Origin of the sequence: Pseudomonas sp. QE6 (assembly GCF_041379005.1) — a bacterium.
Taxonomy (GTDB): Bacteria; Pseudomonadota; Gammaproteobacteria; order Pseudomonadales; family Pseudomonadaceae; genus Pseudomonas.
Genome location: NZ_CP166873.1, coordinates 3552256 through 3573969 on the forward strand (window position 1 = coordinate 3552256; position 21714 = coordinate 3573969).

Consider the following 21714-nt stretch of genomic DNA (forward strand, 5'->3'; position numbering starts at 1 on the left):
ATCGGCGCGCGCGACCTGCCTCGGCGCCCCGAAACCAACGAATTTCCTCCGGCGGGCCCCACGCGCTCGCCGCCAGAACAGGTGATGTCATGAACGACCGCTACGAAGCCGCAGGAAACCTGGTCGAGGCCCTGCTGCAACGCGCCTGCGAAATGCCGCGCAAGACTGCCCTGCGATTCATCGCCGAGAACATCGAGGTGCCTATCAGCTTTCGCGAGCTGGACGAGCGCGCCCGCGCCATGGCCGCCTGGATGCTGCGCCATGGCCGGTGCGGCGACCGCGCCGTGCTCCTGCTGCCCAGCGGGCCGGACTACGTCACCGCGTTCTTCGCCTGCCTCTATTCGGGGATCATCGCCGTGCCGGCCTATCCGCCGGAGTCCGTGCGCCCGCAGCACCTGGCGCGCCTGCGTTCGATCCTCGAAGACGCGCAGCCCAGCCTGGTGCTCACCGATTCCACGCTGATCGAAGCACTGCGCCCGGCCTGCGTGCGCGAGATCGGCGACAGCCCGCTGTTGCTCGCGGTGGACCAGGCCGACCCGGCGCTGGCCGTCGAATGGCAGATGCCCGAGCTGGCCGACGACGACATTGCGTTCCTGCAGTACACCTCCGGCTCCACCTCGACGCCCAAGGGCGTACAGGTCAGCCATGGCAACCTGATCGCCAACGAACGCCTGATCCGCCACGGCCTTGGTATCGGCGACGACGACGTGATGGTCAGTTGGCTGCCGCTGTTCCACGACATGGGTCTGATCGGCGGGCTGCTGCAGCCGATCTACAGCGGCATCGAATGTGTGCTGATGTCCCCGCGTTATTTTCTTGAACGTCCGCGCCGCTGGCTGGAAGCCATTGCGCGCTTCGGCGGCACCGTCAGCGGCGGCCCCGACTTCGCCTATCGCCTGTGCTGCGAGCGGGTCAACGAGGCCGCGCTGGAAGGCCTCGACCTGAGCACCTGGCGCGTGGCCTTCTCCGGCTCCGAGCCGATCCGCCCGGACACCCTGGAACGCTTCGCCGCCTGGTTCGCCCCGGCCCGGTTCGACGCCTCGTCCTTCTACGCCTGCTACGGTCTCGCCGAGGCGACCCTGTTCGTCACCGGCGGTGTGCGCGGTGAAGGCATCGGCCAACTGGAAGTCGACCTCAACGCCCTGGGCGAGAACGTCGCCCGACCGGGCCGCGGCACTTCGCTGATCAACTGCGGGCGCACCCAGCCGGACCACGACGTGCAACTGGTTGACCCGCTGAGCGGCGAAGCCCTCGGCCCGGATCGCGTCGGTGAAATCTGGAGCAGCGGTCCCAGCGTGGCGCTGGGCTACTGGCGCAACCCGGAGGCCAGCGCGCGCACCTTCGTCGAGAAGGACGGTCGCACCTGGCTGCGTACCGGCGACCTGGGCTTCCTGCACAACGGCGAGCTTTTCGTCACCGGCCGCCTCAAGGACATGCTCATCGTCCGTGGGCAGAACCTCTACCCGCAGGACCTGGAGCGCTGCGTCGAGGAAGAGGTGGACCTGGTGCGCAAGGGCCGCGTTTCCGCCTTCGCCATCGAACACCAGGGCCGCGACGGCATCGGCATCGCCGCCGAAGTCGGGCGCAGCGTGCGCAAGCTGATTTCCGCCGAAGCCCTGGCCAAGGCCATTTCCGCCGCCGTGGCGGAAAGCTTCCAGGAGGCGCCGCTGGTGGTGGCGCTGCTGGAACCGGGTGCGCTGCCCAAGACCTCCAGCGGCAAGCTGCAACGCTCGGCCTGCCGGGCCCAACTGCTCGACGGCAGCCTGCAGGCCTACGCCATCCAGCGTGCCGGCGAGCCGATCAGCGATGGCGCGAGCGCCAGGCCGGTCGCCGCATTGAACGCCGAGGAAGAATCCATCGCCGCGCTGTGGAGCGAGGTGCTGGAGCTGCCGGCGATCCGCCGCGACGACAACTTCTTCGCCCTGGGCGGCAACTCCATCAAGGCCACTCAACTGATGGCGCGCCTGCGCGAGCGCCTGGGCCGCGCCGTGGAGCTGCGCCTGCTGTTCGAAGCGCCGGAACTGGGCGCCTTCGCCGCCGCGCTGGCGGCACTGCCGACGACTGAAGCAGAAACCATTGCGCAGGTCCCGCGTGACGGCCTGCTGCCGCTGTCGCCGGCTCAGCGTCGCCTGTGGTTCCTCTGGAAGCTGGAGCCGGAAAGCGCCGTCTACCACATCGCCGGGCGCATGAACCTGCGGGGTGAGTTGCGTCGTCCGGCGGTGGAGCAGGCCTTTGCCGTGTTGCTGGGCCGCCATGAAACCCTGCGCAGCCGCTTCATCGAACAGGCGGATGGCGACATCACGCTGAGCCTGTCCGACGACAATCGGGTAGAACTGACCGAGAGCGATTTCAGCTCCCTCGGCAATGCCCGCCGCGACATCGCCGCCCGCGAGGACGCCGATGCCTTCGCCGCCGAACCTTTCGACCTGGTCGCCGGCCCGCTGCTGCGCCTGCGCCTGCAGAACCTCGGCGGCGGCCGCCAGGCGCTGCTGCTGTGCGTGCACCACATCATCGCCGACGGTTGGTCGCTGAACCTGCTGCTGGACGAGTTCGCCGAGTGCTACCGCGCCGTCGTCGAACAACGCGAGCCGGTGCTGCCGATGCTGCCGCGCCAATACCTCGACCTGGCCGCCGCCCAGCAATCCCGGCTGGAGGCGGGCGAGGGCGCGCGCCTGCTGGATTGGTGGAGCGAGCGCCTGGGCACTCAGCATTCGCCGCTGGAGCTGCCTTTCGCGACGGGAGGGAAAGGCCAGAGCGCCGCACTGATCGAACGCGAAGTCGACGCCGACCTGACCCGCCGGCTGCGCGGTCTGGCCCAGGCCCACGGCGCGACGCTGCCGATGCTCCTGCTCAGCGCCTACAACCTGTTGCTGCAACGCTACAGCGGTCAGCACGACCTGCGCATCGGCCTGACCCAGGCTGGCCGTGAACAGTTGGACAGCGAGCGTCTGGTCGGTTTCTTCGTCAACCTGCTGGTGCTGCGCAGCGAGCTGCCCGAAGGCGCGACCCTGCGTGGCGTGCTCCGCCAACTGCGCGACGACCTGCTGCAAGCCCAGGCGCACCAGGGCCTGCCGTTCGAGCAACTGGTGGAAGCCCTGCAACCCGAGCGCGGCCACGGCCGCCATCCGCTGTGCCAGGTGGCCTTCGACCACCAGTGGCAACCGCGCGCCGGCAACGGCCTGCCGGGCCTGACCGTGGAAGCGCTGGAGCAGATCGACCTGGAAACTCCGTTCGACCTGGTACTGCGCGTCCGCGAAGGCGAGCAGACCCTGCGCCTGAGCTTCTGCTATGCCCGCGAGCGCTACGCCGCCGCCGGCATGCAGCGGCTGGTCGAGCACTTCCTCGACCTGCTGCGCGCGCTGCCGGAGCTCAATGCCGATGTGGCCCTGGACGCCCGCGACTGGCTGCCCGCCCGCGACTGGAGCATCGCCGTAGCCGGTGACGCGCCTGCGTTCGAGGCGCTGAGCGAGACCATCGCCGCCAAGGCGCGGCGGCATCCGGCCAAGGTCGCGCTGATCGACGCTCAGCGCGAAGTGAACTTCGCCGAACTGGAGGATCGCTCCAACCGCCTGGCGCAGCGCCTTATCCAGCGCGGTATCGGCCCGGAGCGCCGGGTTGCCGTGGCGCTGCCGCGTGGGGTGGACATCCCGCTGGCGCTGCTGGCGGTGATGAAGGCCGGCGGCGCCTACCTGCCGCTGGACGTCGACTACCCTGAGGAGCGCCTGGCCTGGCTGATGCAGGACGCCGGCGTCGACCTGCTGCTGACCACTGCCGAGTTGGCCGAACGCCTGCCGCTGCCCGAAGGTGTCGAGCGCCTGGTACTGGAAGAGGCCGACCTGGCCAACGCCCTGGCCGTGCGTCCGCTGCTGCGCATCCAGCCGCAGAACCTCGCCTACCTGATCTACACCTCCGGCTCTACCGGCCAGCCCAAAGGGGTCGCCGTGGCCCACGGCGAGATCGCCGCGCACTGCCGCGCCATCGGCCAGCGCTACGCGATGACCAGCGAAGATCGCGAACTGATCTTCATGTCCTTCGCCTTCGACGGTGCCCATGAGCGCTGGCTCACCGCGCTGTCCCACGGCGGCAGCCTGCTGATCCGCCATGACGCGCTGTGGACCGCCGAGCAGACGCTCGACCGGTTGCGCCGCCACCAAGTCACGGTGGCCGCCTTCCCGCCGGCCTACCTGCAACAGTTGGCCGAGCAGGCCATGATTCACGGCCACGCGCCGAGCATGCGCATCTACTGCTTCGGCGGTGACGCGGTGCCCGAAGCGGCCTACCAGTTGGCGCACCAGGCGCTCAAGCCACAGCACCTGATCAACGGCTACGGCCCGACTGAAACCGTGGTCACTCCGCTGCTCTGGAAGGCCGACGCCCGCACCACTTGCGGCGCTGCCTACGCCCCCATTGGCGAAGTGGTGGGCGAGCGCAGCCTGTACATCCTCGACGACCGCCTGCAGCCGCTGCCGCGCGGTGTGGCCGGCGAGCTGTACATCGGCGGCCACGGCCTGGCCCGTGGTTACCACCAGCGCGCCGGCATGACCGCCGAACGCTTTGTCGCTGACCCCTACGCGGACGGCCTTCGCCTGTACCGCAGCGGCGACCGTGTGCGCTGGCGTGAAGACGGCGCGCTGGACTACCTCGGCCGCGTCGACCAGCAGGTGAAGATCCGTGGCTTCCGTATCGAGCCGGGCGAGATCGAAGCGCGCCTGCGCGCGCTGCCCGGTGTGCGCGAAGCGGCAATGATCGCCCGTGACAGCGAGCGCGGCAAGCGCCTGCTGGGTTACGTGACGGGTGAAGGCGTCGCCGAAGACACCCTGAAAGCCGTTCTGCGCGCACAACTGCCGGACTACATGGTGCCGTCGCGCATCCTCGTGCTGGCGCAGATGCCGCTCAACGCCAACGGCAAGATCGACCGCAAGGCGCTGCCCGATCCGCAGGAAACCGCCAGCGCTGCCGAGGCCCCGCGCGATGGACTGGAAAGCCGCGTCGCCGCCGTCTGGGCTGAAGTGCTTGGCGTGCCGGCTGTGGGTCGCGAGGACGATTTCTTCGAGCTGGGCGGCCACTCGCTGCTGGCCACGCAGGTCATCTCCCGCCTGCGCCGCGACCTGGGCTGCGAGGTGCCGCTGCGCGACCTGTTCGAAGCCAGCCGCCTGGATGAATTCGCGGCGCGGCTGAGTGCATCGGCGTCCAGCGTTCGTCCGCCACTGCGCGCCGTGGCTCGCGACGGCGACCTGCCGCTGTCCGCCGCCCAGAGCCGCCTGTGGTTCTTCTGGCAGATGGAACCGACCAGCGCCGCCTACAACGTGCCAGGCGCGCTGCGCCTGCGTGGTCAGTTGGACGAGTCCGCGCTGCGCCATTCTTTCGACGCCCTGGTGGCGCGCCATGAAACCCTGCGCACCACCGTCGATGAAGTGGACGGCCAGGCCTTCCAGCGCATCCAGCCGGCCCAGCCCCTGGACCTGGCGTGTGTTGACCTGTCCGCCGAAAACGATGCCGAAGGCGCCGCGCGCCGGCTGGCCGAGGAAGAAGCGCAGCGTCCGTTCGATCTGCGCCACGGCCCGCTGCTGCGCCTGACCCTTCTCAAGCTGGCCGACAGCGACCATGTGCTGCTGCTGACCATGCACCACATCGTCTCCGACGGCTGGTCGATCCGCGTGCTGGTGGACGAGTTCAGCCGTCTCTACGGTGCCTTCGCTGCGGGCGAGAAGCTGCAATTGCCAGCGCTGCCGGTGCAGTACGCCGACTATGCCCAGTGGCAGCGCGAGCTGCTGGCGGGCGAGGAGGGCCAGCGTCAGCTGAGCTGGTGGGCCGAGCAGCTGGGCCGCGATACGCCCGTTCTCGAGTTGGCTGCCGACCGTCCACGCCCGGCGGTGCAGAGCTACCGGGGCGGCAGCCTCGGCTTCAGCCTTGATGCCGGACTTGGTGCGCGTCTCAAACAACTGGCCCGCGAGCAGGACGTCACCCTGTTCATGCTGCTGCTCGGCGCTTACGCCGTGCTGATGCAGCGCTACAGCGGCCAGCGCGACCTGCGTATCGCCGTGCCGATTGCCAACCGCCAGCAGCTGGAAACCGAAGGGTTGATCGGCTTCTTCGTCAACACCCAGGTCATGCCATTGCAAGTCGCCGATGACGAATCCTTCGCCGCATTGCTGACCCGCCTCAAGCCGCTGGCGCTCGGTGCGCAAGCGAACCAGGACCTGCCGTTCGAGCAACTGGTGGAAGCGTTGCAACCCGAGCGCAGCCTGGCCTACAACCCACTGGTGCAGGTGAAGTTCAACTTCGGCTTCGACGTCAGCCGCCTGCCCGATGCCGGCGCGCTGAAGCTTGCGCTGTTCAGCGAGGAACAGTACGGCGCGCGCTTCGATCTCGCCCTGGACATGGCCGAGACGCTGGATGCCAACGGCCAACCTGGCGATGAGCTGCGCGGCAGCTTCGTCTACGCCCGCGACCTGTTCGACGAGGACAGCGTCGCCGCCATCGCCGGGCAGTTCGAAGCGTTGCTGCGCCAGCTGTGTGCCGAACCGCAGCGTGCTCTCGGCGAGTATCCGCGCCCAATGGCTTCGCGTCGTCGTGGCGAGGCGCGCCAGTGGCCGCAGCAGGACGTGCTCGCTCTGTTCGCCACGCAAGTCGTCGCGCAACCGGACGCCCTCGCTGTGCAGGACGACCACGTGCGCTACAGCTACGCCGAACTGGATGCCCGCACCAACCGCCTGGCCAACGCACTGATCGACAGCGGCGTGGAGCCAGTTGAGTGCGTAGCGATCTGCCAGGAGCGCAGCGCGCAGTGGGTGCTCCTGCTGCTGGGCGTGCTGAAAGCCGGCGCCACCTACGTCCCGCTGGACCCGGCGCAGCCGGCCGAGCGTCTGCGCCAACTGATCAGCGCCAACGGTATTGGCCGCGTGCTGGTCAGCGATGCCGCGCTGCTGGAAACCTTCGGCGATGCCGCCGTCCTGATCCCCGCCGGTGGCCCACAGCAAGGCGGCGAGGCGGCGCCCGCGCGGCGCATCGACCCGCAGCAGGCCGCCTATGTGATCTTCACCTCCGGCTCCACCGGCCAGCCCAAGGGCGTGCGCGTCAGCCACGCGGCGCTGGCCAACTACGTGCAAGCCGTGCTCGAACGTCTGCAACTGGACCGGGGCCGCGCCCATGGCCTGGGCATGGCGATGGTTTCCTCGGTAGCTGCCGACCTCGGTCACACCACGCTGTTCGGCGCGCTGTGCGGCGGTGGTCGTCTGCATCTGGCCGATGCCCAGGCGGTGGCCGACGCCGAACGCTTCTCGCAGTTCATGCGCGAAGTGGATGTGCTGAAGATCGTCCCCAGCCACCTCGCCGGCCTGCTGGCCGCCGCGCCCAATGCCGCCGCCGTGCTGCCGCGCCGTCTGCTGGTGGTGGGCGGTGAGGCCTGCGACGGTGCGTTGCTGCAGCCGATTCGTGAGCTGGCTCCGAGACTGCGCATCGTCAACCACTACGGTCCCAGCGAGTCCACCGTGGGCGTGCTGACCCACGAATGGTCGCTGCTGGATGATCTGCCGGCCGCCAGCCTGCCCATCGGCACGCCTCTGGCCAACACCGCCATCCGCGTGCTCGACGAGAACGGCCGCGACCTGCTGCCGGGCGTGCCGGGTGAGCTGTATATCGGCGGCGCCGGCCTGGCATTGGGCTACCTCGGCCTGCCGGAAATGACGGCTGAGCGCTTCGTCGCTGATCTTGCAGACGGCGAGGGCGAGCGCCTGTATCGCAGCGGCGACCGCGTGCGCCTGAACCGCCGTGGCGAGGTGGAATTCCTCGGCCGCGTCGATGACCAGGTGAAGATTCGCGGCTACCGGATCGAGCCGGGCGAACTGGCGCAAGCGCTCAAGCGCCTGCCGGGCGTGCGTGATGCCGTGGCCTTGGCCGAGCGTGACAAGGATGGCCCGATGAAGCTGCTGGCCTGGGCTGTTGCCGAGGGGCAGAGCGTGGAAAGCCTGCGCGAAGCCCTGGCCGCCGAGGTGCCGGAGTACCTGTTGCCGGCCCAATTGATGCTGCTGGAACGCCTGCCGCTGAACGCCAACGGCAAGGTGGATCGCCAGGCCCTGCCACGTGCCGAAGCCGTGGCCAAACCGCTGGACAGCGCGCCGCTGAGCGAGCTGGAACAGCGCATTGCCGATATCTGGAAGTCCGTGCTGAAAGCCGAGCACATCGGCGCCGAAGACAACTTCTTCGAGCTGGGTGGCGACTCCATCCTCAGCCTGCAGATCATCGCGCGCATCCGCAAGCTGGGTTTCAAGCTCAGCCCGAAACAGCTGTTCGAACGCCAGAGCGTGCGCCAGCTGGCGCAGTGGCTGGAAAGCCGCGCGCCGGCTGCCGCTACGGCACCCGCGCCGCTGGCCGCTGTCAGCGGCGAGGTGGACCTGTCGCCAGTGCAGGCGCGTTTCTTCGAACGCGTGCCGAGCGCCCAGCGTCACCACTGGAACCAGGCGCTGCTGCTGCAACCGCGCGAAGCACTGGACGGCGACGCCCTGGTCCGCGCGCTGCACTGGCTGCTCGGCCAGCACGACGCGCTGCGCCTGCGCTTCGACGGCAGCCGCCAGCGTTACGCCGAGCAGGGCCCGCTGGACATGACCCTGCTGTGGCGCCGCCGCGCCGCCGCCGGCACCCTGGAGCGCCTGTGCGACGACGCCCAGGCCAGCCTGGATATCGCCAACGGCCCGCTACTGCGCGCCATGCTCGTCAGCCTGGAAGAGGGCGGCGAGCGCCTGTTGCTGGTCATCCACCACCTCGCGGTGGATGGTGTGTCCTGGCGCATCCTGCTGGAAGACCTGCAGTACGCCTACCGCGAGCTGCGCGCCGGCCGCACGCCCGCCGCATTGCCGCGCACCGATGGTTACCAGGCCTGGAGCGCCCGCCAGCAGGCGGCCGCCCACAGCGCCGAAGTGGCTGCCGAGCTGGCTTACTGGCAAGCCGAATTGCGCGATGCGCCGTTGCTCAACCGTGGCCGCAACGACGCTCCGGCAACCTGGAAGGAAGCCGCCAACGCGCGCTTCAGCCTGGACGCCGAAACCACCCGCCAACTGCTCGGTCCGGCGCTGAAGGCGCAGCGCATCCAGATCAATGACCTGCTGCTGACTGCCCTGGCCCGCGCGCTGTGCGCCTGGACCGGCGAGTCCTCCGCGCTGGTGGAAATGGAAGGCCATGGCCGGGACGGCGACGCCGCGCTGGACCTGAGCCGCAGCGTCGGTTGGTTCACCGCCCTGTATCCGGTTCGTCTGCAAGCCGGCGGCGAGCCGGGCGAAGACCTGCGCGCCACCTGCGAGCACCTGCGCAACCTGCCACGCGGCGGTATCGGTTACGGCCAGCTGCGCTACCTCAGCCAGCACGCGGCCAGTCTGCGTGACCTGCCGGCGCCGCAGGTGACCTTCAACTACCTCGGCCAGCTCGACCAGGCCTTCGCCGACGCCGACTTCCTGCCGGCCTTCGAAGGCGTCGGCCGCAGCCAGCCGCTGAATGCTGCGCTGGGCAATGCGCTGGTGTATGTCGGCCGTGTGCTGGGCGGCGAGCTGAGCCTGGAAGTCACCTACAGCCGCTTCATGTTCGACGCTGCTGATATCGACGAGCTGCAAGCCTTGCTGCGCGCCGAGCTGCAAGCGCTGGTCGCATACTGCCTGAGCCATCCCTACAAGCTTGGCGCAAAGGATGTGCCGCTGGTCGAGCTGGACCAGCAACAGCTCGACGCACTGCCGCTGCCGGCCGGAGTGGAAGACCTCTATCCGCTGTCGCCGATGCAGCAGGGCATGCTCTTCCATGCGCTCGACGTGCCGGGCTCCTCGCTCTACGTCAACCAGTTGCGCGTCGACCTCGACGGCCTCGACGAGGCCCGCTTCCTCGACGCCTGGCGCGCGGTCATCGCCCGCCATGCGAACCTGCGCACCGGCTTCCTTGCCAGCGCCGATTCGGCGCCGCTGCAGTTCGTCCTGGGCGACGTGCAACTGCCGGTGCAGTCCTTCGACTGGCGCGATCAGTCCGTCAGTGAGCAACAGCTCGACAGCGTCGCCGATGCCCAGCGCAACCTGGGCTTCGACCTGGCCAAGCCACCGCTGCAGCGCCTGGCGCTGGTGCGCCTGGGTGAGCGTCGTTACCAGCTGATCTGGACCTGCCACCATCTGCTGCTGGACGGCTGGAGCAGTGCGCGGCTGATCGGTGAAGTGCTCGCCCTCTACCGTGGCGAGTCGCTGCCGGCGCCCACCGTGCAGTACGGCGATTACATCGCCTGGCTGCATGCCCAGGATGGCGCTGCGGGTGAGACCTTCTGGCGTGAACGCCTGAAAGACTTCGATGAGTCGACCCTGCTGGCCACCGCCTGCAACGCCGGGTTCCGCGAGGAGCCGCTGCGTGAGCTGCACAGCCGCCTCGACAGTGCCCCGCTGCAACGCTTCGCCCAGGCCCAGCGCATCACCCTCAATACCCTGGTGCAGGGCGCCTGGGCGCTGCTGCTGCAACGCTACTGCGGCCAGCGCAGCGTCACCTTCGGCGCCACCGTGGCCGGGCGACCGGCCAGCTTGCCGGGGGCGGAGGAGAGCCTTGGCCTGTTCATCAACACGCTGCCGATCCTGCAAAGCCCGGACGACGCCCAGCGTGTCGGCGACTGGCTGCGCGAGCTGCAGGCCTTCAACCTCGACGTGCGCGAGTTCGAGCACACGCCGTTGTACGACATCCAGCGCTGGGCCGGCCGCGGCGGGCAGGCGCTGTTCGACAGCATCATCGTGTTCGAGAACTTCCCCATGGACGCGGCGCTGTCGTTCCCCGTTGACGATGACCTGCGCATCCTCGGCCATCGCCCGGTGGACGGCACCAACTACGCCCTGGCCCTGGTGGCCAGCGCCGGCGAGCAGCTGGATGTGCGCTACACCTATCGCGCCGACCGCTTCAGCGGGAGCCAGATCGAGCAGCTGGGCGGCCACTTCGAGCGCCTGTTGCTGGCCCTGGTGGCCGACGCGGAGCGCCCACTGGGCCGTGTCAGTCAGCTGGCCGACGCGGAACGCTACGAACTGCTGCAACGCTTCAACGACACCGAGGCGATATTCCCGGCCGACGTGCAGCTGCAGGAACTGATCGAGCGCCAGGTTGCCGCGACCCCGGATGCGCTGGCCCTGCAGTGCGCTGACGAGCGCCTGAGCTACGCCCAGCTCAACGCCCGCGCCAACCAGCTGGCGCACTGGCTGCGTGGCCAGGGCGTCGGCCCGGACGTGCTGGTCGGAGTGGCGGCCGAGCGTTCGCTGGAGCTGGTGGTGGCGTTGCTGGGCATCGTCAAGGCCGGCGGCGCCTACGTGCCGATGGACCCGGACTACCCGCAGGACCGTCTGCAGCACATGCTGAGCGATAGCGGCGTGGGTCTGCTGCTGACCCAGCAGCACCTGCGGGATCGCCTGCCGGCGACTGGCGCCCGACTGATCTGCCTGGACAGCCAGTGGAGCGAGATCGCCACGGCGTCAGAGCAGAATCCGGCCATTCTCGGCAGTCCGCAGAACCTCGCGTACCTGATCTACACCTCCGGTTCCACCGGCAAGCCCAAGGGCGCCGGCAACAGCCACCGCGCGCTGGTCAACCGCCTGCACTGGATGCAGAAGGCCTACGCGCTGGATGCCTCCGACCGGGTGCTGCAGAAGACCCCGTTCAGCTTCGACGTCTCGGTGTGGGAGTTCTTCTGGCCGCTCATGACCGGCGCTGCCCTGGTGGTCGCCTTGCCCGGCGCGCACCGCGATCCGGCGGCGCTGCGCCAGGTGATCGAGGTGGGGCAGGTCACCACGCTGCACTTCGTGCCCTCGATGCTGCAGGCCTTCGTCGCTTCCGGCGAGCTGGAACGCTGCCCGTCGCTGCGGCAGGTGATGTGCTCCGGCGAGGCGCTGCCCCATGAGCTGCAACAGCAGTTCCGCCTGCGCAGCAGCGCGAAGCTGCACAACCTCTACGGCCCGACCGAGGCGGCGATCGACGTCAGCTTCTGGGCCTGCGATGAGGACAACGCGCGGCACGTCGTGCCCATCGGCCGGCCCATCGACAACCTGCGCCTGGTGCTGCTGGACGAGCGCCTGGAGCCGGTGCCGCAAGGCGTGGCCGGCGAGCTGTACATCGGCGGCGTGGGCCTGGCGCGCGGTTACCACGCGCGTCCCGGCCTGACCGCCGAGCGTTTCGTCGCCGATCCGTTTGGCAGCGGTCAGCGTCTCTACCGTACCGGCGACCTGGCTCGTCAGCGCGAAGACGGCGCCGTCGAATACCTCGGCCGTCTCGATCATCAGGTGAAGATTCGCGGCCTGCGTATCGAACTGGGCGAGATCGAGTCGCGCCTGCAGGCCCACCCGCAGGTCAGCGAAGCGGTGGTGGTGGCGAAGGACGGCGTGCTGCTGGCCTATGTGGTAGCCAGCGCCGAACCCGAAACCTTGCGCCAGGTGCTGCAAGGCGAATTGCCGGACTACATGGTGCCGTCGCGGATCATCCTGCTGCCCGCCATGCCGCTGTCGCCCAACGGCAAGCTGGACCGCAAGGCCCTGCCGGACCCGCAGCTGGGCGACGGCCTGCGCGAGTACGTGGCGCCGCGCAGCGACCTGGAAGTCGAGCTGGCCGGTATCTGGCAGCACGTGCTGCAGGTGGATCGCGTCGGCCTGCACGACGACTTCTTCGAACTGGGCGGCCATTCGCTGCTGCTCACCCAGGTCGGCCTGACCCTGCGTCAGCGCCTGGGCCTGGAACTGCCGCTGCACCGCCTGTTCGAGCTGAGCAACATTGCAGCGCTGGCCGCCTGGATCGAAACCCAGCGGGCAGGCTCCGCCAGCGCGGAAGAGGAACTGGACCTGATGGACGAACTGCTCGGCGAGCTGGAGAACCTGTAATGACCGACCCGATGGACGCCCAGCTGAAACAGGTCGCGGAGCGCCTTGGCGCGCTGCCCGAGGACAAGCAGATCGTCTTCCTGCGCCAGCTTCGCGAGAAAGGCGTCAGCCTGTCGCGCCTGCCGATCCTCCGCGAGGGGCGCGAGCAGGCGCCGCTCTCGGCGGCCCAGGCACGCCTGTGGTTCCTCTGGCAGATGGAGCCGCACAGCGCCGCCTACAACATTCCGGCCGCCGTGCGGCTGCGTGGCGCGCTGGACGAAGGTGCGCTGGAACGCGCCTTCACCACGCTGATCGTGCGTCATGAAAGCCTGCGCACGGTTTTCCGCAGCGCAGAGGACCGCGCTGGTAGGGCGAATAACGCGAAGCGTTATCCGCCGATGATGGCGCAGGGGGCTTCGGCGGATAACGCTGGCGCGTTATGCGCCCTTCAAGAGCCGGAAGGCGAAGTCATGCAGTGCACCCTGCCGCCGGGCCCTGCGCATCTGGAAACCAGGGATTTCGAGAATGAAGCCGAGGCGCGGCAATGGCTTAACCACTGCGCGCAACGCTCCTTCGACCTCGCCGAAGGCCCGCTGCTGCGCCTGCACCTGGCGCGCCTGCCGGGCGAAGCGCTGCTGCTGGTGAACCTGCACCACATCATTGCCGATGGCTGGTCCATCGGTGTGCTGATCGATGAGTTCGCGGCGCTGTACAGCTCCGAGGTGCAAGGCGTTAAGACCGCCCTGGCCGAGCTGCCTGTCCAGTACAGCGATATGGCCCGCTGGCAGCGCCTGTGGCTGGCGGCCGGCGAGGGCGAGCGGCAGCTGGCTTACTGGAAGGAGCAGCTGGGCGGCGAATCCCTGCTGCTGACCCTGCCGGGCGACAGGCCGCGTCCGCTGGTGCAGAGCTATCGCGGCGCCACCTTCGACTTCGAGCTGCCGCGCGAACTGAGCGACGCGCTGCGCGACCTGGCGCGGGGGCAGGGCGCCACGCTGTTCATGCTGATCCTGGGCGCTTACCAATTGCTGCTGTCGCGCTACAGCGGCCAGCGCGAGCTGCGCGTCGGCGTGCCCATCGCCGGCCGTGGCCGCGCCGAGAGCGAAAGGCTGATCGGCTTCTTCGTGAATACCCAGGTGCTGTCCGCGCGTATCGACGGCGGCGAATCCTTCAGCGCCTTCCTGGTCCGCACCCGCGAAGCGGTGCTGGGCGCCCAGGCCAACCCGGACCTGCCGTTCGAGCAACTGGTGGACGCACTGCAACCCGAGCGCAGCCTGAGCTACAACCCGCTGTTCCAGGTGGCGTGCAACCACCAGCCGAGCCGCCGCGACGCCCTGCGCGAGCTGCCCGGCGGGCTGCAGCTGGAGAGCCTGGAGCTGGAGAGCTGCATCGCCAAGTTCGACCTGACCCTGAACACCGAGGAAAGCCGCGACGGCCAGGTGCGCGGGCAGTTCATGTACGCCACCGACCAGTTCGACGCGGCGACCATCCAGCGTCTCGCTGGGCATTTCCTCAACCTGCTGCGCGGCATCGTCACCGATCCGCAGTGCCCGGTGGCGCGCCTGCCGCTGCTGGACGGTAGCGAACGCGAGCAACTGCTCTACGGCTGGAATGCCAGCGACTTCGATTACCCGCGCGATGCCTGCCTGCATCAACTGATTGAGCAACAGGCGGCGCGCACGCCGAACGATATTGCCGTCACCGACGGCCAACGCAGCTTCAGCTACACGGAGCTCAACCGCCGCGCCAACCGCCTGGCGCACTGGCTACGCGAGCAGGGCGTCGGCCCGGACAGCCGCGTCGGCGTTGCCCTGGAGCGCTCCGTCGAACTGCCGGTGGCCCTGCTGGCGGTACTCAAGGCCGGCGGCGCCTATGTGCCGCTGGACCCGGAATTCCCCGCCGAACGCCTGGCGCACATGCTCGAAGACGGCGACGTACGCCTGCTGCTGACCCAGCAGCACCTGCTCGGCGAGCTGCCGCAGACAGGCGCCCGCGCGTTCTGTCTGGATCGCGACTGGGCCCGACTGGACGGCTACGCTGACAGCGATCTGGCGAACCTCGCACAGCCCGATGATCTCGCCTACGTCATCTACACCTCCGGCTCCACCGGCAAGCCCAAGGGCGTAGCGGTGCGCCACGGCGGGGTGGTCAACTTCATGCTCGGCATAGCCCGCGAGCCGGGCCTGGAGGCGCGGGACCGAGTGCTTGCGCTGACCTCGCTGTCCTTCGACATCTCCGCGCTGGAGCTGTACCTGCCGTTGCTGGTCGGCGGCCGGGTGGTGCTGGTGGACCGCGACGTCGCTCGCGATCCGTCGCGCCTGCTCGGCGTGGCGCTGGAGCAGGGCGTGACGGTGATCCAGGCGACCCCCAGCACCTGGACGCTGCTCAGTGGCCACGAGGACTTCCCGCGCCTGGCCGGCTGCCGCTTCTTCTGCGGCGGCGAGGCGCTGTCCGCCGAGCTGGCGGACAAGCTGACGGCTCAGACCCAAGCGCTGTGGAATCTCTACGGGCCCACCGAAACCACCATCTGGTCGGCGGCCTGGAAGATCGAGAAGGGCGCCCGTGCTCTGCTCGGCAAGCCCATCGCCAACACCCGGCTGTACATCCTCGATGGCGAGCTGCAACCGGCGCCCATCGGCGTGGCCGGCGAGCTGTACATCGCCGGCGACGGCCTGGCGCGCGGCTACCATGGCCGCCCGGAACTGACCGCCGAGCGTTTCGTCGCCGATCCCTACGGTAGGGAAATGGGTGCGCGCATGTACCGTACCGGCGACCTCGCGCGCTGGCGCGCCGACGGCGTGCTGGAATACCTCGGCCGTATCGACCATCAGGTGAAGATGCGCGGCTTCCGCATCGAGCTGGGCGAGATCGAGTCGTGCCTGCTGGGCCAGTCCGGCGTACGGGAGGCGGTGGTGATCGCCCGCGACGCGGGGCAGGTGAAACAGCTGGTGGGCTATGTGACCGGCCAGATCGAGAGCGACCTGCGTGCCGCCTTGCTGGAAGCGTTGCCGGACTACATGGTCCCCGCGCAGATCATCCCGCTCGAGCGTATGCCGCTGACGCCCAACGGCAAGCTGGACCGCAAGGCCCTGCCGGAGCCGGACTTCAGCCTGCTGCAGAAGACCTACCGCGCGCCGGAAAGCGAACGCGAGCAGACTCTGGCGGGCATCTGGTGCGCCGTGCTGGGCCTGGAACGGGTGGGGCTGGACGATAACTTCTTCGAGCTGGGCGGCGACTCCATCGTCTCCATCCAGGTGGTCAGCCGCGCCCGCGCCGCCGGTCTGCACCTTCGCCCGAAGGACCTGTTCCAGCACCAGACGCTGCAGGCGCTGGCCCGCGTGGCTGGCGATGTCGTGACGGCCGATGCGCCGGTTGCCATCGCAGCCATCGAAGCGCCGGACGCCGCACGGCTGGCCGCGCTCGATCTGAATCCGGCCGAGATCGAAGACCTCTATCCGCTGTCGCCCATGCAGCAGGGCATGCTGTTCCACGGCGTGGACGGCAGCGAAGGCGGGGTCTACGTCAACCAGCTGCGCGTGGAGGTGCAGGACCTGGATGTGGAGCGCTTCCGCGCCGCCTGGCAGGCCGCGCTGGATGCCCACGACAACCTGCGGGCCGGCATGCACTGGCAAGGTCTCGACAAGCCGGTGCAGGCCGTGCACCGGTACGTCGAGTTGCCGCTGGAGGTGCTCGACTGGCGTGGCCGCGAAGACCTGGGCGCGGCGCTGGACGAACTGGCCGCCGCCGAGCGCAGCCGCAGCTTCGATCTTGCGCGTCCGCCGCTGCTGCGCCTGGTGCTGGTGCGCAGCGCCGAGGACTGCCACCAGCTGATCTACACTCATCACCACATCCTGCTCGACGGCTGGAGCAACGCTCAGCTGTTCGCTGAAGTGTTGCGCCGCTACAACGGCGAGAGCATCGCCGAGCAGGGCCGCTACCGCGACTACATTCATTGGCTGCAAGCCCAGGACCCGCAGCAGGCCCAGGACTTCTGGAGCGCTCGCCTGCGAGGCTTCGCCCAGTCCACCCTGCTTGCCGACAGCCTCGCGCGCCCGGTCGAAGGCAGTGGCCACGGCCTGGAGTACAGCCGCTACGACGCGGCGGCCACCGAGCGCCTGAAAGCCTTCGCCCGCAGCCAGCGGGTGACGCTGAATACCCTGGTGCAGGCGGCGTGGATTCTCCTGCTGCAACGCTACACCGGGCAGCAGCGCGTCGCCTTCGGCGCCACCGTGGCCGGGCGGCCCGCGCAGTTGCCGGGGGCCGACAGCCTGCTGGGCCTGTTCATCAACACCCTGCCCATCGTTCAGGCGCCGAGCGAGGACGCCGACCTCGGCGACTGGCTGCGCGAGCTGCAGGCCTACAACCTGGACGTGCGCGAGTTCGAGCACACGCCGCTGTACGACATCCAGCGCTGGGCCGGCCAGGCCGGGCAGGCACTGTTCGACAGCATCATCGTGTTCGAGAACTACCCGGTCGACGAAGTGCTGCGCAGCGCCCAGGGCCCGCGCTTCGGCGAGCTGAAATCCAAGGACGAGACCAGCATTCCCATGGACCTCGCCGTGCGCGTCGGCGACCGGCTGGAGATCGAATACCAGTACCTGCGCGCACACTTCAGCGTGTCGGCCGTGGCACGCCTGCGCGGCAATATGGAGCAGGTGCTGGACAGCCTGCTGCACGGCGCGGGCAAGCGCGTCGGCGAGCTGCAATGCCTGTCGGCTAATGACCGCACCGCGCTGGCCGCCTGCCGTGGCCCGCACCAGTTGCTGCCGCCAGCCGAGCCGGTGCACCTGGCGATTGCGCGTCAGGCCGCTCTGCGCGGCGATGAGGTGGCGCTGATCTGCGGCAACGAGGAGATCGACTACGCGATGCTGGAGCGCGACTCCAACCGCCTGGCCCATCGCCTGATGGCGCTGGGTATTGGTCCGGAAGTCCGCGTCGGCGTGGCCCTGCCGCGCAGCGTGCGCATTCCGTTGGCGCTGCTGGCGGTGCTCAAGGCCGGCGGTGCCTATGTGCCGCTGGACGCCGAGTACCCGCGCGAGCGCCTGGAGTTCCAGATGAGTGATGCCGGCATCGCGCTGCTGATCACCGACAGCCGCCTGCGCGAGCGACTGCCTCTGCCGGCGGGCGTGCAGTGCCTGGAGCTGGACGCGCTCGATCTGAGCGGCGAAGACAGCGACCTGCCCGTGGTGGCCCTGGAGCCGGAAAACCTCGCCTACCTGATCTACACCTCCGGCTCCACCGGCAAGCCCAAGGGCGTGGCGGTGAGCCACGGCCCGCTGGCCATGCACTGCACGGCCATCGGCGAGCTGTACCGGATGGACGCAGCGACCCGCGAGCTGCACTTCATGTCCTTCGCCTTCGACGGTGCCCACGAGCGCTGGCTGACCACCCTGGTTCACGGCGGCAGCCTGGTGCTGCGCGGCGATGAGCTGTGGACTCCGGAGCAGACCTACCGCGTGCTGCACGACAAGCAGGTCAGCGTGGCGGCCTTCCCGCCGGTCTACCTGCAACAACTGGCCGAGCATGCCCTGCGTGACGGCAACCCGCCGCCGGTGCGCATCTACTGCTTCGGTGGCGACGCGGTGCCCAATGCCAGCTTCGAACTGGCCAAACGCGCGCTGCGCGCCGAACACCTGATCAATGGCTACGGCCCCACGGAAACCGTGGTCACGCCGTTGCTGTGGAAGGCCGACCGCGCGACGGCCTGCGATGCCGCCTATGCACCCATCGGCAAGGGCGTCGGCGCGCGCAAGCTGTACATCCTCGACGAGCAACTGCGGCAGGTTCCGCTGGGCGTGGCCGGTGAGCTGTACATCGGCGGCGACGGCCTGGCGCGCGGTTACCACGAGCGCGCAGGCCTGACCGCCGAGCGCTTTGTCGCCGATCCGTTCGATGCGAGCGGTGGCCGCCTTTACCGCTCCGGCGACCTGGTGCGCGGCCGCGCCGATGGCGTGATCGACTACGTCGGACGGATCGACCACCAGGTGAAGATTCGCGGCTTCCGCATCGAGCTGGGTGAGATCGAGGCGCGCCTGCAGGAGCACCCGCAGGTCAGCGAGGCGCTGGTGGTCGCCCGCGACGGCATCAGCGGCAAGCAACTGGTCGGCTACGTGGTGGGTGAAGCGGAAGGTGACGCGCTGCGCAGCTTCCTCCGCGAGCAGGTGCCGGACTACATGGTGCCGGCGCAGATTCTCAAGCTTGAACGCTTCCCGCTGTCGCCCAACGGCAAGATCGACCGCAAGGCGCTGCCCGAACCGACCTGGCAGGGCGAAGCCTACGAGGCGCCGCGCAACGAGCGCGAGCGCGCCCTGGCCGACATCTGGCAGGACGTGCTGCAAGTGGAGCGCGTCGGTATCCGCGACAACTTCTTCGACCTCGGCGGCGATTCCATCCTCAGCCTGCAGATCGTCTCCCGCGCCCGCCAGGCGCCCGGCGAGGGCGTGGAGATCCGCCTGCGCGACCTGCTGCAGTACCAGACCATCGCCGGCCTGCTGGAGCGTGCCGAGGGGGCGGACGAAGCGGCGCCGACCGCTGCGGTTGAGGTCGCGGACGATGGCGAATCCTTCGGCCTGGTGCCGATCCAGCAATGGATGTTCGAGCAGCAGCTGGAGGAGCCCAACCACTTCAACCAGGCGGTGCTGCTGGAGTGCCGCCAGCGTCTCGACGCTGATGCGCTGGAGGCATCCTTGCAAGGCCTGCTGGCCGAACACGGCAGCCTGCGTCTGTCCTTCGCCCGTGGCGCGGACGGCGTGTGGCGCCAGCGCACTCTTGAGGCCAGCGAGGTCACCGGTGCGCTGCTCTGGCAGCGTCAGGCGGCGAACGCCGAGGAAGCGCTGCTGATCGCCAACCAGGCGCAGCGCAGCCTGGAACTGAGCGAAGGCCGGCTGCTACGCGGCGTGCTCACCGACATGGCTGACGGCACCCAGCGCCTGCTGCTGGTGATCCACCACCTGGGCGTGGACGGCGTGTCCTGGCGCATCCTGTTGGAGGAGCTGCAACAGCGTTACGCCGCGCAGCTCGCTGGCGAACCGGCGCCGCGCTTCGAACGCACCAGCGCCTACCGCGCCTGGGCCGAGGGCCTGCGCGAGTACGCCGACAGCCAACTGGCGCAGGGCGACCTGCCGTACTGGCTGGAGCAGACCGAGACCGCCGGCTTGGGCGAGCCGCAGCGCGACAACCCGCGCGGCGCCGAGCGCATGGCGCACCTGGAGCAACTGTTCCTGCGCCTGGACCGCCAGCAGACCCAGCGCCTGCTGAAGGTGGCGCCGGAGGCCTATCGCACGCAGATCAACGACCTGCTGCTGACCGCCCTGGGCCGCACGCTGTGCCAATGGTGCGACAGCGAGTCGGTACTGATCGCTCTGGAAGGCCATGGCCGCGAGGACATCCTCGACGCGGTCGATCACAGCCGCACCCTGGGCTGGTTCACCAGCCTGTTCCCGCTGCGCCTGACTCCGGGGCAGGGCGACTACGCCCAGGCCATCACGGCGATCCGCCAGCAGCTGCGAGCGGTGCCGGACAAGGGTATCGGCTACGGCGCCTTGCGCTATCTGGGTGACAACGCGCTGCGCCGCCAGCTCGCCGCACGCGCCGAGCCGCGCGTCACCTTCAACTACCTCGGCCAGTTCGACCAGAGCTTCGACGACCAGGCCCTGTTCGTGCCGCTGCAGGAGAAACCCGGCGACACCTACGCCGCCAGCACGCCGATGAACAACTGGCTGGAGATCGTCGGCCAGGTCTACGACGGCGAACTGACCCTGCGTTGCATGTTCAGCCGCCGGGTGTTCCGGCCGTCGCGCATCGAGGCGCTGATGGCCAGGCTGCGCGAAGAGCTGGGCGGCGTGATCGATCACTGCTGTGCGCAGGTAGAAACCGCCAAGGAAAAGGCCACGGTATGAACACATTGATGAAAGAGGTCGGCATGCTGCACCCGGAGATTTCCGCCTTCCTGGACATGGTCGACGAAGGCCGCCGCAATGGTCGACCGGCGCTGCACGAACTGCCGGTGGGGCAGGCGCGAGAGGAGTTCGAAGCCTCGTCCGAGTCGCTCAAGGCCGGCGCACCGTCGATGCCGGTGGAAGAACTGCTGATCCCGGCGCGGGAGGGCCGGCAACTGCCGGCTCGCCTGTACCGGCCGCTAGGCGCGGGCGAGGGCGCGATCCTGTACTTCCACGGCGGCGGCTACACGGTCGGCAGCCTGGATTCCCACGACGGCCTGTGTCGGCTGCTGGCGAAGCACTGCGAGTGCGCCGTGATTTCGCTGGGCTACCGCCTGGCGCCGGAGGCACCCTTCCCGGCGGCTATCCACGATGCCCGCGACGCCTGGGACTGGCTGCTGAGTTCAGCGGCCAACCTGGGGCTGAATCCACGGCGCATTGCCGTCGGAGGCGACAGCGCGGGTGCCACGCTGGCTACCGTCCTCAGTGCTGAACTTGCGGGGGAGGGCGCCGAACAGCCCTGCGCCCAACTGCTGTTCTACCCGGCGGCGGATGCCAGCGCGCGCAGCGAGTCCCAGGAACTGTTCGCCGAGGGCTACCTGCTGGAAACGGCCAGCCTGGACTGGTTCTACGACCAGTACATGCCGGAGGTTGCCCGGCGTGGCGATTGGCGTTGCTCGCCGCTCCGTGCCGGCGCGGCCCTGCAAGGCAGTGCGCCGGCCCTGCTGTTCGCCGCCGAGTTCGATCCGCTGCTGGACGAAGGCCTGGCCTATGCCCAGGCACTGGTGCAGCAGGGCGTGGAAGTCGAGGCGGAGCGCTGCTGCGGCATGACCCACGACTTCCTGCGCATGGGCAACCTGGTGCCGGAGGTGGAGGGATATTATCGCCGGGTGGCGGAGTTCCTCGCGGCGCGCTGGTAAGCCGGCGAGCCCGGCGTC

The 21714-nt window shown here is 69.1% G+C and carries 3 protein-coding genes; all 3 read left to right on the forward strand.

The genetic code is table 11. The features are described from left to right. The first annotated feature begins 89 nt into the window (after positions 1-89). Genes ACAW63_RS16550 through ACAW63_RS16560 form a run of 3 tightly spaced genes read left to right on the forward strand, consistent with a single transcriptional unit; the run spans position 90 to position 21696 of the window. The gene (locus tag ACAW63_RS16550; RefSeq protein ID WP_371226891.1) at positions 90-12863 is read left to right on the forward strand and encodes a non-ribosomal peptide synthase/polyketide synthase; all 12774 of its coding nucleotides are present in this window, start codon (positions 90-92) and stop codon (positions 12861-12863) included. Then, complete coding sequence (locus ACAW63_RS16555; protein ID WP_371226893.1) at positions 12863-20737, forward strand: amino acid adenylation domain-containing protein; 7875 nt, start codon at positions 12863-12865, stop codon at positions 20735-20737. The genes ACAW63_RS16550 and ACAW63_RS16555 overlap by 1 nt, the downstream gene beginning before the upstream one ends. Continuing rightward, positions 20734-21696: an alpha/beta hydrolase gene (locus ACAW63_RS16560; RefSeq protein ID WP_371226895.1), complete on the forward strand. Its 963-nt coding sequence runs from the start codon at positions 20734-20736 to the stop codon at positions 21694-21696. Before ACAW63_RS16555 ends, ACAW63_RS16560 begins: the two co-directional genes overlap by 4 nt. Positions 21697-21714: the final 18 nt, after the last annotated feature.